The sequence below is a fragment of the Pseudonocardia sp. N23 genome (assembly GCF_002583555.1).
Classification (GTDB): domain Bacteria; phylum Actinomycetota; class Actinomycetes; order Mycobacteriales; family Pseudonocardiaceae; genus Pseudonocardia.
In genome coordinates this window covers 16,854-31,595 of the sequence record NZ_BEGX01000069.1, presented here as the reverse complement: position 1 = coordinate 31,595, position 14,742 = coordinate 16,854, and the positions used below count along the sequence as shown (strand labels likewise).

12 protein-coding genes are annotated in these 14,742 nt (G+C 72.6%); 6 read left to right on the top strand and 6 right to left on the bottom strand.

What is annotated here, in order from left to right:
- Window positions 1-22 precede the first annotated feature (22 nt).
- The 3 genes from TOK_RS20020 to TOK_RS20010 form a co-directional block, all read right to left on the bottom strand.
- Window positions 23-784, bottom strand: a complete 762-nt coding sequence (locus tag TOK_RS20020) for an ESX secretion-associated protein EspG (RefSeq protein ID WP_098959535.1) — start codon at window positions 782-784, stop codon at window positions 23-25.
- Window positions 781-2,016 (bottom strand): hypothetical protein, encoded by a 1,236-nt coding sequence (locus TOK_RS20015; protein WP_098959534.1) that lies wholly within the window; start codon window positions 2,014-2,016, stop codon window positions 781-783. Before TOK_RS20015 ends, TOK_RS20020 begins: the two co-directional genes overlap by 4 nt.
- Window positions 2,017-2,245: 229 nt before the next feature.
- Window positions 2,246-2,827, bottom strand: a complete 582-nt coding sequence (locus tag TOK_RS20010) for a DUF3558 family protein (RefSeq protein ID WP_098959533.1) — start codon at window positions 2,825-2,827, stop codon at window positions 2,246-2,248.
- Window positions 2,828-3,092: 265 nt separating this feature from the next.
- Here TOK_RS20010 and dnaK point away from each other — a divergent pair, with 265 nt between their 5' ends.
- Genes dnaK through TOK_RS19990 form a run of 4 tightly spaced genes read left to right on the top strand, consistent with a single transcriptional unit; the run spans window position 3,093 to window position 7,303 of the window.
- The gene (gene dnaK, locus TOK_RS20005; protein WP_098959532.1) at window positions 3,093-4,940 is read left to right on the top strand and encodes a molecular chaperone DnaK; all 1,848 of its coding nucleotides are present in this window, start codon (window positions 3,093-3,095) and stop codon (window positions 4,938-4,940) included.
- Window positions 4,937-5,620 carry a nucleotide exchange factor GrpE gene (grpE, locus tag TOK_RS20000; RefSeq protein WP_098959531.1) on the top strand — a complete coding sequence of 228 codons (684 nt, stop codon included), beginning with the start codon at window positions 4,937-4,939 and terminating at the stop codon, window positions 5,618-5,620. Before dnaK ends, grpE begins: the two co-directional genes overlap by 4 nt.
- Window positions 5,621-5,639: 19 nt before the next feature.
- Window positions 5,640-6,833, top strand: coding sequence for a molecular chaperone DnaJ (gene dnaJ, locus TOK_RS19995; RefSeq protein WP_098959530.1), 1,194 nt, complete (start codon window positions 5,640-5,642; stop codon window positions 6,831-6,833).
- Between the two features lie 5 nt (window positions 6,834-6,838).
- A complete protein-coding gene (locus TOK_RS19990) occupies window positions 6,839-7,303 on the top strand; it encodes a heat shock protein transcriptional repressor HspR (RefSeq protein ID WP_098959616.1) in 465 nt (154 codons plus the stop codon).
- Between the two features lie 85 nt (window positions 7,304-7,388).
- Here TOK_RS19990 and TOK_RS19985 read toward each other — a convergent pair whose 3' ends face one another.
- On the bottom strand, window positions 7,389-8,570 hold the full coding sequence (locus TOK_RS19985; protein WP_098959529.1) for a globin domain-containing protein: 1,182 nt from the start codon (window positions 8,568-8,570) through the stop codon (window positions 7,389-7,391).
- A 477-nt stretch (window positions 8,571-9,047) separates the two neighbouring features.
- On the opposite strand from TOK_RS19985, the gene TOK_RS19980 reads away from it, so the two are divergent.
- Window positions 9,048-9,635: a pyridoxamine 5'-phosphate oxidase family protein gene (locus TOK_RS19980; RefSeq protein ID WP_306305154.1), complete on the top strand. Its 588-nt coding sequence runs from the start codon at window positions 9,048-9,050 to the stop codon at window positions 9,633-9,635.
- 8 nt (window positions 9,636-9,643) lie between these two features.
- Here TOK_RS19980 and TOK_RS19975 read toward each other — a convergent pair whose 3' ends face one another.
- Together TOK_RS19975 and TOK_RS19970 are read right to left on the bottom strand one after the other, a co-directional pair.
- Window positions 9,644-10,687 (bottom strand): tetratricopeptide repeat protein, encoded by a 1,044-nt coding sequence (locus TOK_RS19975; RefSeq protein ID WP_098959527.1) that lies wholly within the window; start codon window positions 10,685-10,687, stop codon window positions 9,644-9,646.
- 38 nt (window positions 10,688-10,725) lie between these two features.
- Complete coding sequence (locus TOK_RS19970; RefSeq protein ID WP_098959526.1) at window positions 10,726-11,967, bottom strand: 26S protease regulatory subunit; 1,242 nt, start codon at window positions 11,965-11,967, stop codon at window positions 10,726-10,728.
- A gap of 142 nt (window positions 11,968-12,109) precedes the next feature.
- Here TOK_RS19970 and clpB point away from each other — a divergent pair, with 142 nt between their 5' ends.
- Window positions 12,110-14,725 carry an ATP-dependent chaperone ClpB gene (gene clpB / locus TOK_RS19965; RefSeq protein ID WP_098959525.1) on the top strand — a complete coding sequence of 872 codons (2,616 nt, stop codon included), beginning with the start codon at window positions 12,110-12,112 and terminating at the stop codon, window positions 14,723-14,725.
- Window positions 14,726-14,742: the final 17 nt, after the last annotated feature.

The following is a 14,742-nucleotide window of genomic DNA, read 5'->3' as shown; positions in this document are numbered from 1 at the left end:
CCCTGCTCCCCCGCGGCCGGTGTCACGCCGCCGCGATCAGCTCGTCGATCCGCCGGACCAGCCCCGCGGCGTCCACCGGTGCGACGGTGACGACGTCGCGCCCGTCGCCTGCGGGCCGGCGCAGCCGGACCACGTGTCCCGACGACGTGCGGTGCAGCCCGATGAGCCACGGCGCCCGCCGCCTGCCCACGCAGACACCGACCATCCCGTGCCGGTCGACGTCACGATGCAGCGCGACGTAGGTCCCGGCGTCGGCGGGCTCGACCCCGCGCCGGACCAGCTCGTCGACCAGCGCCCCCGGGTCCTCGCCCGCCGCCGTGATCGCGGCCTCGACGTCGGACGCACGCACGTTCACCGCCCGCCCCCGGGCCGCCGCCACCGGTCCGAGGACGTCGACGACCGCCGGCGACAGCCGTGTCGGCGACAGGTCGGCCAGCGCGATCTCGCCGTCGTGGCGGACCGCGAGCACCGCCCGGCCACGGCGCCGGGCCGCGACAGCACCGACGACCGTCGGGCCGTGCACCCGGACGTCGACCGACAGCTCGCGGCGGTCCAGCACGGTCAGCATCGCGGCGAGCCGCGGGACGGGCCTCCGGTCGTCGACGAGCCCGCGCGCAGCGAGCGTCGCCAGCGCGGCGTCGACGATCCCGCGACGCTCCTCCCACGTCCGGCCCGGCCGCGGCGGGTCGAGCTCCCACGGCGTCTCGTCGAGGCCGGCGGCCTCCCACGCGACCTCGAACTCCGTCAGCGACAGCACGGTCGCCGCGTCCCAGTCGACGGTCATCGCTGCTCCTCCCCACCGATCACGGGTGCGACGTGCGGCGTCTCGACGTCGAACGGTGCGGAGCTGGGCACCAGGAAGCGCGAGGTGTGCCGGTCGTTCCCACCTCGACCGGCCGCTGCGCCGCCCATCGGCGGGTACATGCCACCGGGCAGGCCCGTCCCGCCGGCACGCCCGGGCATCACCGGGGTCCGGGCCGGCTCGCGGCCGCCGCCGGGGGCACGGCCGGCCGGTTCTCCGACACCCGGCGGCCCACCGGCCCGGAACAGCTTGTCGGCGAACGCGCGGCCTGTCGACGTGCCGCCCCGACGCAGCCCCGGGGCCGTCACACCGGGCAGCGCCGTCCGCCCGGCTCCGCGCCCGGGGTCGGGCAGCCGAGGCCCCACCGGGACGGCCGGCCGGCCGGGTACCGACCCCACCCCGCGGTCGGGGCGACCGTTGGCGCCCGGCACTGCCACTCCGGTGTCGACGCTCCGGACGGCCGGGTCGGGAAGCGCCGGCAGGCCGGCGCCCGGCGGCCGGGTCGGGGAGGAGCGGTCGCCGACGGCGCCCACCGGCGGCGGGCCCCCGAACCCCGGCCCGCCGACCCCGTCGCCGATCCGGCCGCCCGGGCCGCCCCCGAGACCGCCACCCGCGCCGCCGCCGGTCGGGGGCACGGCGACCGGCGCGGTCTCGACGACAGGGAACTGCTCGACCGCCGCTCGTGAGGTCTCCTCGTGGACGTAGAGCGCGGCGTTCGCCTTCGCATCGAGCGTGCGGACCTTCTCGACGGCCTCCCGATGGTCGGCCTCGGCGGCCATCATCGCGAACGGTGCGCCTGCCGGGCCGAGGAGCAGGTACGGCGTTCCCGAGGGCATCGACATCGCCCTGTGTACGTCCGCCATGATCCGATCACGCCCCGACTCACCGACATGGCGGCTCATCTCGCCGAACGACACCCCGTACCCGTCCACCGACGTCCCCGCCGACCGCCCCGCGTCCGCGTGCGCCGCCGCTCGGACGGTCGCCGAGGTCACCGCGGCCCCGGCCCCGGACGCGGCGCGGCCCTGCCAGGCGATGCCCAGTGGCTCGAGCTGTCGTCGCAGCTCCTGGTCGGAGTCGGCGAACTTCCCGCCGATGTTCGTCATCCCCTGGTGGAGGGTCCCGATCGCGGAGCTGCCCGGCCCCTCGCCGAGCCACTTGAACTTCTCGGCGAGGGGGTAGCCCTCGTATCGGTACCAGCCGATTCCGGTCACACGGGGATCGTGGCGCGGCCGCCGGTCCGGCGTGGCAGGTCGGGGAGATCCGTGTTCGGGTGCGAACGGACGGGGGCGGTGCCGGCAGCGGCCCGCCGGCGACCGCGTCATCAGCACATCTGCGTCGCGCTCCCGACACGTCCGCCGCAGCTCGGTGGCGACCTCCCGGCACATGCTCGGTGGCGCCGACCTGATCCGGCCGCGGCCCGGTCCGACGGGAGGGAGGAACTCAGCGGCGGCTGATGCGGGTGAGGGTGCGCAGCGCGGACTCGGTGAAGTCGCGGCCGGAGGTGCAGGCGTCGTTGCCGGGGTCGGCATCGGCGAGGTGGGTGACCTGCAACGTCTGCTTCTCCGCGACGTCGACGAGCAGGTTGCACGCGTGGTACGTCGTCGACGGCAGTTCGATCGTGTAGAAGCCGAGGACGTCGGTGACGCGGGCGCCGGTGTCGCCGGCGCGGCTGCGGGCGGAGTCGTAGAGCCTGAACGTGATTCGGTCGCTGTTGGCGGAACGGCCCTTGCCAAGCCACTGGCACGCGGGCTGGGACGTGTCGTCCTTGAGGGGTTCGGCGTCGCCGAGGTCGCGGGCGGCGCGCTGCGCGGGGCTGACCATGGTGCAGGGGTCGAGCGAGCCGAGGTCGACGCGCTGGCGGATCTGGTCGACGGTCTCGCGGCCGCCCGCCACGGGTGCGCCGACGCCCGCCACGATGCCGGTGCAGCCGGTGAGCAGCAGGGCGACGACGACGGCCAGGACGGGGAGCACTGCCGCGGTGCGGCGTCGCGTCGACGGTGTGCGTGGCCCGGGCGGGGTCATACCGCCCACCCTAGGGCGGACGGGACGTTCTCGCCGGACGGTCGGGACGCAGCGCGGGGACCCCGTTCGGACGGCTGCGCGGGTGCGGTCCGGAAAGTTGTCGCCGCGCCCGGGAACATCGCGCGGGGGCCGGTCGTTGGGACGGATGAAGCAAGTTGAGCGTGATGGACTCAAGCAGGGCTTGACGGCTCCGCGGGATCACGTGGAGACTTGAGTCGAGCAAGCTCAACACGCACCACACACAAGCATCACGGAGGCAACAACCATGGCTCGTGCGGTCGGTATCGACCTCGGAACCACCAACTCCGTCGTCGCCGTCCTCGAGGGTGGCGAGCCGACGGTCATCGCGAACTCGGAAGGTTCGCGCACCACGCCCTCCGTCGTCGCGTTCGCGCGCAACGGCGAGGTGCTCGTCGGGCAGTCCGCGAAGAACCAGGCGGTCACCAACGTCGACCGTACGATCCGGTCGGTCAAGCGACACGTCGGGTCGACCTGGTCCACCGAGGACATCGACGGCAAGAAGTACTCCGCCCAGGAGATCAGCGCCCGCGTGCTGCAGAAGCTCAAGCGCGACGCGGAGGCGTACCTGGGTGAGGAGATCACCGACGCGGTGATCACCGTGCCCGCCTACTTCGAGGACGCGCAGCGCCAGGCCACCAAGGAGGCCGGCCAGATCGCGGGTCTCAACGTCCTGCGCATCGTCAACGAGCCCACCGCGGCCGCCCTGGCCTACGGCCTCGACAAGGGCGACAAGGAGCAGACCATCCTGGTCTTCGACCTCGGTGGTGGCACGTTCGACGTCTCGCTGCTCGAGATCGGTGAGGGCGTCGTCGAGGTCAAGGCCACCAACGGCGACAACCACCTCGGTGGCGACGACTGGGACGAGCGGGTCATCGCCTGGCTCGTCGAGAAGTTCAAGAGCTCGCAGGGCATCGACCTGACCAAGGACAAGATGGCGATGCAGCGGCTGCGTGAGGCCGCGGAGAAGGCGAAGATCGAGCTCTCCAGCTCGTCGAGCGCCACGATCAACCTGCCGTACATCACCGTCGATGCGGACAAGAACCCGCTGTTCCTCGACGAGACGCTGTCGCGCGCCGAGTTCCAGAAGATCACCTCGGACCTGCTCGACCGCACCCGCGCCCCGTTCAATCAGGTCGTGAAGGACGCCGGCATCTCCGTCGGCCAGATCGACCACGTCGTGATGGTCGGTGGCTCCACCCGGATGCCCGCCGTCACCGAGCTCGTCAAGGAGCTGACCGGCGGCAAGGAGCCCAACAAGGGCGTCAACCCGGACGAGGTCGTCGCCGTCGGCGCCGCCCTGCAGGCCGGTGTGCTGCGCGGCGAGGTCAAGGACGTCCTGCTGCTCGACGTCACCCCGCTGTCCCTGGGCATCGAGACCAAGGGCGGCGTGATGACCAAGCTCATCGAGCGCAACACCACGATCCCCACCAAGCGGTCGGAGATCTTCACGACGGCCGACGACAACCAGCCGTCCGTGCAGATCCAGGTGTTCCAGGGCGAGCGTGAGATCGCGTCCTACAACAAGAAGCTCGGCATGTTCGAGCTGACGGGTCTGCCGCCCGCCCCGCGTGGTGTTCCGCAGATCGAGGTCTCCTTCGACATCGACGCCAACGGCATCGTGAACGTCTCGGCGAAGGACCTGGGCACCGGCAAGAGCCAGGCCATGACCATCACCGGCGGATCCGCCCTGGGCAAGGACGAGATCGACCGGATGATGCGCGAGGCCGAGGCGCACGCCGAGGAGGACAAGAAGCGTCGTGAGGACGCCGAGGTCCGCAACCAGGCGGAGACGCTCGTCTACCAGACGGAGAAGTTCGTCAAGGAGAACGACGAGAAGCTCCCGTCCGAGGTCAAGGACGACGTGAACGCCGCTCTCGGTGAGGCGCAGGAGGCCCTGAAGGGCACCGACACCGAGGCGCTCAGGGCCGCGGTGGAGAAGCTGGGTCAGGAGTCGCAGAAGCTCGGCGCAGCCCTCTACCAGCAGCAGGGTGCCGAGGGTGCCGCCCCCGGCGCCGACTCGACCGCCGCCGGCGAGCAGGCCGACGACGTCGTGGACGCCGAGATCGTGGACGAGGACAAGGACAAGAAGTGAGCAACCCGAACGGACCCGATGCACACAGGGGCCCGAACGGTGAGCACGAGGGTGAGCGGGTCGTGGTGCGCGATCGACGTCGCATCGACCCGTTGACCGGTGAGGTCAGGACCCCGGCCGGCGAGGAGCCGGCCGGGGCCCCGGCCCCCGGGGAGCCCGCTCCCGCGACCGACCCCCGGATCGACGAGCTCGAGGCCGAGGTCGCCGAACGCACGTCCGACCTGCAGCGCGTCAGCGCGGAGTACGCCAACTACCGGCGCCGCGTCGACCGCGACCGGGAGGGTGTGCTGGCGGCGGCCCGGGCGCAGTTCGCGTCCGAGCTGCTCACGGTGATCGACGACATCGAGCGTGCCGAGCAGCACGGCGACCTCAACGGCCCGTTCAAGTCCGTGGCCGACAAGGTCGTCGGGGTGCTCGCGAAGCTGGGTCTTGAGCCCTTCGGTGTCGGCGGGGAGCCGTTCGAGCCGTCGGTGCACGAGGCGGTCCAGCACGAGGAGTCCGACGCCGTCGGCGCGACGGTCACGGTGGTCTCCTCGGTGCTGCGTCGCGGCTACCGGATGGGCGACCGGGTGCTCCGGCCCGCGATGGTGACGGTCGTGGACCGCGCCGCGGCCGATGTGGCGGCCGCCGCGGAGCCTGCACCGCAGGACGAGCAGCAGAGCCCCGAGCAGCAGCACTGATGAGGGGAGAGGAGGCGGAATGACCCAGCGGGACTGGATCGAGAAGGACTTCTACCGCGAGCTGGGCGTCGCCTCCGGCGCGTCCGCGGACGAGATCAAGAAGGCGTACCGCAAGCTCGCCCGTGAGCTGCACCCCGACGCCAACCCCGGTGACCCGAAGGCGGAGGCACGGTTCAAGTCCGTGTCCGAGGCCTACGGCGTCCTGTCCGACGACAAGAAGCGCAAGGAGTACGACGAGACCCGCGCGCTCTTCGCGGGTGGCGGCGGTGGCTTCGGGGCCGGCGCGGGCGGAGGTTTCCCCGGCGGCTTCGGCACCGGCGCGGGTGGGCAGTCCTTCGAGGACATGTTCGCCCGCGGCGGGGCCGGGGGCGCGGGCGGTCTCGGCGATCTCTTCGGCGGACTGTTCGGCGGAGGTGGTCGCGGCGGTGCGACGCGGGGCACCCGGGCGGGTGCCCAGCGGGGTGCCGACGTCGAGACCGAGGTGCGCATCTCGTTCGACGACGCGGTCCGTGGCGCCGAGGTGGCGTTGCGGCTGAGCGCACCGGGACGGTGCGAGACGTGTGGTGGATCGGGTGCCCGGCCGGGCACGACGCCGCACACCTGCCCGACGTGCGAAGGCCTGGGCCTGGTCACCCGCAACCAGGGCGCCTTCGGGTTCTCGGAGCCCTGCACCGACTGCCGCGGGACCGGCCGGATCGTCGACGACCCGTGCCCCGAATGCAACGGCAACGGCGTGAGCACCCGGACGCGGACGTTGACGGTCCGCATCCCCGCGGGCGTCGACGACGGGCAGAAGGTGCGGCTGGCCGGTCAGGGCGAGCCGGGCCGGGGCGGCGCACCGGCGGGCGACCTGTTCGTCAAGGTGCACGTGTCGGCCGACAAGGTGTTCGGCCGCTCGGCGAAGAACGCCGACGACCTCACCCTGAAGGTGCCTGTCACTTTCCAGGAGCTGACCCTCGGTGCCACGCTGACGGTGCCGACGCTCGACGGGACGGTCTCGCTGAAGATTCCGGCGGGCACGGCCACCGGCCGGACCTTCCGGGTGCGTGACCGTGGGGTGCGGCGCAAGAACGGCAAGACCGGTGACCTGCTGGTCACCGTCGAGGTGGCGGTCCCGTCGACGCTCGACGCCGCCGCCACGGAGGCACTGCAGGCCTACGCGGAGTCGACGAAGGACTTCGATCCGCGGGCCGGCCTGCTCGACGGGAGGTGACGAGGGTGATCACGTCGGACGGCGACGAACCGGTCGTGGACGCCGTGCTGCCCCCCGGTGCGGGCGCCGACAGCCCGGTGTTCGTCATCTCCATCGCCGCCGAGCTGGCGGGGATGCACGCGCAGACCCTGCGCAGCTACGACCGGCTGGGGCTCGTGAGCCCCGGCCGGTCGGCCGGCGGTGGGCGCCGCTACTCGGCGCGCGACATCGCGCTGCTGCGCGAGGTGCAGCGGCTGTCGCAGGTCGACGGGGTGAACCTCGCCGGGGTGAAGCGGATCATCGAGCTGGAGCAGCTCGTCGACGAGCTGAACGCCCGCGTCGAGCAGCTGACCGCGGAGCTGTCGGCCGCGCACGCGGCGGCCGAGCACGCTGCCGCGGTGGTGCACCAGTCGTACCGTCGCGACCTCGTACCGGTGGACCGCCGCCAGGCACTGGTGGTGTGGCGGCCGAAGCCGCGCAACGAGCGCTGACGCCTCCGTGTGAACGGAGGGCCGGCGGCCCTCGTGTGAACGCCGGGACCCGACCACGTCGGACCCGGCGTTCCGTCGTCTGCGGTCAGTCCATCGTGAACGGGTCGTACCGGATGCGGTCGAGCGGCGTTCCCGCCACCAGCATCCGCGAGACCGTCGCCCGGATCATCGCGGGTGAGCCGCAGACCAGGACGTCGTGGTCGGACCAGGCGCCGTAGCGGGTGACGGCGTCGGCCAGCGTCCCGCGCTCGGCGCCGGCGGCGTCGTCGTCGCGCTCGAGGACAGGCACGACGTCGAGCCACGGGTGGGCGTAGGACATGCGGCGCAGCGCGTCGAGGTCGTAGAGGTCGTCCCATGTGCGGCCGCCGACGAAGACCTGGGTGCGGGGCGGCTCGGGGCGGCGGGTGAGGTCGTCGAGGACGGCCTTCATGGGCGCCATGCCGGTGCCGCCCGCGACCATCAGCAGCTCGCGGCCCTCGTGCTGCTGCAGGCTCATGCGGCCCATCGGGGGGCCGATGCGCCAGGTGTCGCCGACACGCGAGTGCGCGACGATGGCGCGGCTGACCCAGCCGTTGGTGACGGCCCGGACGTGGAACTCGATGGTCCCGTCGGGGCGCGGTGCGTTGGCGGGTGAGAGGTAGCGCCACAGCCGCGGACGCTGCGGCGTCTCGACGCTGACGTACTGCCCGGGCTGGTACGGGATGGGTTCCTCGGTCTGCACGGTGATGACCGCGAGGTCCCAGCCGATGCGCTTGTGGCCGACGAGGCGACCGATCCAGGAGGCGCGGCCACGTTCGGCGGCGGCGGCCTCACTCATGGCCGTGCCCGCGATGGCGTAGGCGTCGTTCCAGGCCTTCTCGACGTCGGGGGTCCAGCTGTCGCCCGAGTAGGTGGCGACGGCCGACATCAATGCGTCACCGACGGCGTCGTAGTGCTCGGTGAGGACCCCGAACTTGCGGTGGTCGCGACCCAGCTGCTGGAGGAACGGGACGAGCTCGTCGAGCTGGTCGACCATCTGCACGACATGGACCAGCGCGCGGAGCAGCCGGCTGCGCTGGACCTCCATGTTCACCGGGAACAGGTCGCGGGTCTCGGGCGCGTTGTGGAACAGCGTCGCGTAGAAGTGGCGGCCCAGCTCGTCCGAACGGTCCTCGATGAGGTTCCAGCTCCGGCTGATGGTCGCGACCGTGTCGGCCGCGTCGGGCAACGGGGTGACGCGCGCAGGGGCCGCTGGGCGATCGGTACTGAGCAGCTGATCGGCGGTCATCGGGGGCCGACACTCTCCTCGGTCGTGCAGGGGCTGAACGTGCCGCGCCGAGCGACGGCGTGCGGGCCTCCGACTCTAGGCGCGCGTCGATCTTCGCAAGACATCGTTCATCCGTTCGGGGACGGTGATCACACAGGGTAGCGCGGACCGCGCCGGTGGGTCATCGTAGCGCCCGACGGAGCAGTGCGTGACCACCCGAGCACGAAGTGGCACCGTATAGGCGTGGCTCTCCGTGTTCCAGGTGCTACCGGCCGCCGACGATCTGCTCTCCGAAGGTCGTCCGGCCCGTCCGTCACCGTTCCCGTCATCATTCCCGACGTCGCTCCTGTCCCCGCCCCGACCTGGGCTGATCCCGAACCACCGCAGCCGCTGCGGCCCGGATCGGAGGGAGAGCACGCGCTGCAGGAGGAGCACGGCACCCGCGAACGGGCCGACCGGTTCTACGCCGACCAGATGCGCGATCGGCTGCTCCCTCGCATGATCGAGTTCGTCGCCCGGATGGAGATGCTGTTCGTCTCCACCTCCGATGCGCACGGCGAGTGCGACTCGTCACTTCGTGCGGGGCCGCCCGGTTTCGTCGTCGTCCTGGACGAGTACACGCTCGCCTATCCCGAGTACCGCGGGAACGGTGTGCACGCCAGCCTCGGGAACATCAGCGAGAACGCCCACGTCGGGTTGCTGATGGTCGACTTCGTCGACGACCTGATCGGGCTGCACGTCAACGGCAGGGCGCGGATCGTTGCCGACACCGACTTCCGCGACCTGTACGCCGGGATCGGCGTCGACCACGGCCGCGGCCGCCGCGCGGAGCGCTGGGTCGTCGTCGACGTCGAGGAGGCCTACATCCACTGCCGCAAACACATCCCACGGATGGAGAAGGTGTCGCAGCGGCGCGAGTGGGGCACCGACGACCCGGCCCGCAAGGGCGGAGACTACTTCCGGGCGAAGGGCACTCCGGAGAGCGTCCCGAGGGTGCCGCACTCGGTCACTGCGCAGGTCCGGGCCCGGTTCCCGAGCACGACGCACCTCACGGGAGGGGTCGCGCGAGCCCTGCGCAAGCACTGACGCGCAGGTCAGCGCCTGGTGCGTCGTCTGCGGCGCGCCAGGCGGACGACGATCGTCAGCAGCCCGAGCACGATCAGTGCGAACCACACCAGGATCGCGAGCGCGCCCACCCCGGTGACGACGACGGCGACGAGCACCAGCAGGCACACCGCAAGCACCGCGTGGACGACGGTGAGGGGCCGGTCCGTGCGCAGCGTCGCCGCCAGGACCGGCCACGACCCCCGTGGCAGGCCGCGCAGCGTCCACCAGCCCAGCAGCCCGGTGAGCGCCAGCACGACGCCACCGACGATCCGCGCCGCCGACGGGTTGTCCGCGGTCATGAGGACGGCGATCGTCGCGAGGACGAACCAGAGCCGGGTGCGCCCCGACAGCTGCCACAGCACAGCGACGACCGTCGACCGGACCTGCGTCATGGCCGGGGCGAGCCGGCCGGCGTCGATGAGCCCGCGCAGCGCCCGGCCGGGCCTGCGGGCGTTGGCGTCGAGGACCGCGAGGTCGTGGCGGGCGGCGGCGTGCTCCGGCGCCAGGCGCAACGTCTCCTCGTAGGCGCGGCGTGCGGTCGGGAGGTCGCCGAGGTCGCCGGCGACGTCCGCGAGCAGGTAGTGCGCGTCGGCCGACGACGGCGCCAGCGTGACGACGCGGTGGGCGGCCTGCGCGGCGTCGCGCACTCGGCCCGCCCGCTGCAGCACGCGGGTGTAGGCGATGCCGGTGCAGGGTTCCTCGGGGGCGAGCGTCACGGCGACCCAGGCTGCCGCGAGGGCCTCCTGGTGCCGGTCGGTCATCGACAGCAGCAGTCCGCGCAGCCGGTGCCCGCGCTCCCCAGGGGGGTCGGCGGCGACCGCGGTGTCGGCGACCGGCAGCGCCTCGGCCCAGCGTTCCGCGGCCAGCAGCACGGCGGCCAGCTCGCACAGCAGGCCGGCGTCGTCGGGCCACGAGGCGAGGGCCTGGCGGGCGACCCGTTCGGCGTCGTCGAGGCGTCTGATCCGCCGCAGTTGCGCCGTCCGCACGCGGGCGTCGGCGAGCCCGTCTGTGTCGGGCCCCGGCGCGGTCACCGGTCGCGGCTCACGGGCGCGGCCTCACGGCGTGCGGTTCACAGGTTGCGGTGGCGCTTGAGGTAGGCGGCGAGGTCGTCGTAGCTGCCGTCGGTGTTGCCGAACAGGGCCACGTTGCGTGCCGCCGCGAACCACGGGCCGGTGCTCGGCGTGACCTCGCGGGCGGCGGCGAGCAGGTCGCGCGTCGTCAGCGCCCGCACGGTGCCCGACCGCATGGACGCGGCCAGCGCCCGCTCCGCCGCGGTGTCGCAGACGTGCGCGAGATCGGCGCCGGAGTAGTGCTCGGTCGCCTTCACCAGCTTCGCGACGTCGAGCTCCGCGACGGGCCGGTCCTTGAGGTGCTGGCGCAGGATCGCGGCGCGGGCGGGCCCGTCGGGCGGCAGCACGAGCAGCATCCGGTCGAAGCGGCCGGGGCGGCGCAGCGCACTGTCGAGGTCCCACGGGTGGTTGGTGGCGCCGAGGACGAACACGCCGTCGTTGGCGCCGGTCGCGGAGTCCATCTCCGAGAGCAGCTGGTTGACGGTGTTGCGCAGGCTGCCCGAGTGCGTGAGGTGCGACCGCTTCCGGCCCAGCGCGTCGACCTCGTCCAGGAACAGCACGCAGGGGGCGTTGCGGCGGGCGGTCCGGAAGATCTCGGCGAGGTTGCGTTCGCTGCTCCCGACCCACATGTCGAGGACGTCGGCGATGCCGATCTCGACGAACCTGGCGCCCAGCTCACCGGCGACGGCGCGGGCGATGAACGTCTTGCCGCAGCCTGGCGGGCCGTAGAGCAGCAGGCCGCCGCGGGCGGTCGCGCCGAACCGCCTCGCCATGTCCGGGTTGCGGACGGGCCCGAGGAAGGCGAGCTCCAGGCGTTGTTTGACCTCGTCCATTCCGCCGACGTCGGACAGTCGGATCATCGGCCGCTCGGCCGTCCGGACGTCCTCGGTGGGCGATGACCCGGCGTCCTCGGCGAAGGCGGGCTCGCGGACGTCGGCGACCTGCTGTTCCGCCTTGGCCCAGTCGAACCCGGCCGCCGGTAGTGGTCCGGTGGGCGGCTCGTTCGCGGTGCGCGGGTGGGGGGCGGCTCCGCCGGTCAGCGCGCCCGTGAGTCGTTGCAGCAGCGCCAGCGCGGTGGGGTTGCCGGGTTCGGCGGCGAGCACGTGGCTGCAGTGCGCCAGTGCGTCGGCGGGTCGGTCGGCCGCGGCCAGCAGCTCTGCGACGTGCAGCCGCAGCGGCACGTCGTCGGGTGCGGCGGCGACGGCGGCCAGCAGGCTCGTGAGCAGCGAGTCGTCGGTCATCGAGGACCAGTATCCCCTTCATCGAATTCGGCGCAGTTGAGCGGAACAGACTCAAGTTTCCTGACGTTGGGTCTGATGACAGGGCACACTGGCAACCGGCCGTGCTGTCCACGCGACACGGAAGTACCCAGGAGGAACACGGGTGGACGCCTTCAATCCCACCACCAGGACCCAGCAGGCGATCTCGGCCGCCGCCCAGGCGGCGACCCTCGCCGGCAACCCCGACGTCGGACCCACACATCTGCTCGGCGCCCTACTGGCCCAGGGTGACGGGATCGCGGCGCCGCTGCTCGAGGCCGTCGGCGCCGATGCCGCCGCGGTGCGCGCCGAGCTCACCCAGCTCGGCCAGCGGCTGCCGTCCGCGGCGGGCTCGACGGTCAGCGCGCCCCAGCTCTCGCGCGACGGGCTCGCGGCCATCACCGCCGCCCAGCAGCTCGCCACGGAGATGGGCGACGAGTTCGTCTCCACCGAGCACCTGCTCGTCGGACTGGCCGACAAGGGCGGACCGGTGTCGGCGCTGCTCGCCCGGCACGGCGCCACCCCCGACGCGCTGCGCGAGGCCTTCGCCAAGGTCCGCGGCTCGTCGCGGGTCACCAGCGCCGACCCGGAGGGCACCTACCAGGCACTGGAGAAGTACGGCCAGGACCTCACCGCGCAGGCCCGCGACGGCAAGCTCGACCCGGTCATCGGCCGCGACACCGAGATCCGCCGCGTCGTGCAGGTCCTGTCGCGGCGCACCAAGAACAACCCCGTGCTGATCGGCGAGCCCGGCGTCGGCAAGACCGCGATCGTCGAGGGCCTCGCCCAGCGGATCGTGGCGGGTGACGTGCCGGAGTCGTTGCGCGGCAAGCGCGTCGTGTCCCTCGACCTGGGCTCCATGGTCGCCGGCGCCAAGTACCGCGGTGAGTTCGAGGAGCGGCTCAAGGCCGTCCTCAAGGAGATCACCGACTCCGCGGGCGAGGTCGTCACCTTCATCGACGAGCTGCACACCATCGTCGGCGCCGGCGCGACCGGTGAGGGCGCGATGGACGCGGGCAACATGATCAAGCCGATGCTCGCCCGCGGCGAGCTGCGGATGGTCGGCGCCACCACGCTCGACGAGTACCGCCAGCACATCGAGAAGGACCCCGCCCTGGAGCGGCGGTTCCAGCAGGTGCTGGTGGGCGAGCCGTCGGTGGAGGACACCGTCGGCATCCTGCGCGGGCTCAAGGAGCGCTACGAGGTGCACCACGGCGTCCGGATCACCGACGCCGCCCTCGTCGCCGCCGCAAGCCTGTCCGACCGTTACATCACCGCGCGCTTCCTGCCGGACAAGGCGATCGACCTCGTCGACGAGGCCGCGTCCCGGCTGCGCATGGAGATCGACTCCCGGCCCGTCGAGATCGACACCGTCGAGCGCGCCGTGCGCCGGCTGGAGATCGAGGAGATGGCGCTGACCCAGGAGTCCGACGCCGCGTCCAAGGACCGCCTCGCCGCTCTCCGCGAGGAGCTGGCCGAGAAGCGCGAGTCGCTGAGTGCGCTGACCGCGCGGTGGCAGAACGAGAAGGGCGCCATCGAGGCCACCCGCGAGCTCGCGGCACAGCTCGAGCAGCTGCGCGGCGAGTCCGAGCGGGCCGAGCGCGACGGTGACCTGGGCCGGGCCGCCGAGCTGCGCTACGGGCTCATCCCGGCCCTGGAGAAGGACCTCGCCGAGAAGACCGAGGCCGTCGAGCAGACCGAGGAGGTCATGCTCAAGGAGGAGGTCGGCCCGGACGACGTCGCCGACGTCGTCAGCGCCTGGACCGGCATCCCCGCCGGCCGGATGCTCGAGGGCGAGACCGCCAAGCTGCTGCGCATGGAGGACGAGCTGGGCGGGCGCGTCGTCGGCCAGGCCGAGGCGGTCCGTGCGGTGTCCGACGCCGTGCGTCGCGCCCGCGCCGGGATCGCCGACGAGAACCGCCCCACCGGGTCGTTCCTGTTCCTCGGCCCGACCGGTGTCGGCAAGACCGAGCTGGCCAAGGCGCTGGCGGAGTTCCTGTTCGACGACGAACGCGCGATGGTGCGCATCGACATGAGCGAGTACTCCGAGAAGCACTCGGTGGCCCGCCTCGTCGGCGCCCCTCCCGGCTACGTCGGATACGACCAGGGCGGACAGCTCACCGAGGCCGTGCGGCGCCGTCCCTACACGGTGGTGCTGCTCGACGAGGTCGAGAAGGCGCACCCGGACGTCTTCGACACGTTGCTGCAGGTGCTCGACGACGGCCGGCTCACCGATGGCCAGGGCCGCACGGTCGACTTCCGCAACACCATCCTCGTGCTGACGTCGAACCTCGGCTCGCAGGCGATCACCGACCCGGCGCTCGACGACGCCGGTCGTCGCGACGCGGTCATGGCGGTGGTGCAGCGCCACTTCAAGCCGGAGTTCCTCAACCGGCTCGACGACGTGGTGGTCTTCCACGCGCTGTCGACAGCGGAGCTGGGGCACATCGTCGACATCCAGCTCGGGGTGCTGGGCAGGCGGCTGGCGAAGCGCCGGCTCACCCTCGACGTCGCCGACGCGGCGCGCGAGTGGCTGGCGATGAACGGGTTCGACCCGGTCTACGGCGCACGGCCGCTGCGGCGGCTGGTGCAGTCGTCGATCGGCGACCAGCTGGCCAAGGAGCTGCTCTCGGGGACCGTCCGCGAGGGCGACACCGTGCGGGTCGACCTCGACCCGTCGGCGTCGGGCGGCACCGGCGGCCTGGTGGTCGGCCGGACCTCGTCCCCGGTGACCGTCTGACCGACGCCCCTCGCGAG

Bases quoted from the DNA above. Each gene is read 5' to 3' on its own strand.
- TOK_RS20020 (WP_098959535.1), bottom strand. From the start codon at position 784: ATGACCGTCGACTGGGACGCGGCGACCGTGCTGTCGCTGACGGAGTTC.
- TOK_RS20010 (WP_098959533.1), bottom strand. From the start codon at position 2,827: ATGACCCCGCCCGGGCCACGCACACCGTCGACGCGACGCCGCACCGCG.
- dnaK (WP_098959532.1), top strand. From the start codon at position 3,093: ATGGCTCGTGCGGTCGGTATCGACCTCGGAACCACCAACTCCGTCGTC.
- dnaJ (WP_098959530.1), top strand. From the start codon at position 5,640: ATGACCCAGCGGGACTGGATCGAGAAGGACTTCTACCGCGAGCTGGGC.
- TOK_RS19985 (WP_098959529.1), bottom strand. From the start codon at position 8,570: ATGACCGCCGATCAGCTGCTCAGTACCGATCGCCCAGCGGCCCCTGCG.
- TOK_RS19980 (WP_306305154.1), top strand. From the start codon at position 9,048: ATGATCGAGTTCGTCGCCCGGATGGAGATGCTGTTCGTCTCCACCTCC.
- TOK_RS19970 (WP_098959526.1), bottom strand. From the start codon at position 11,967: ATGACCGACGACTCGCTGCTCACGAGCCTGCTGGCCGCCGTCGCCGCC.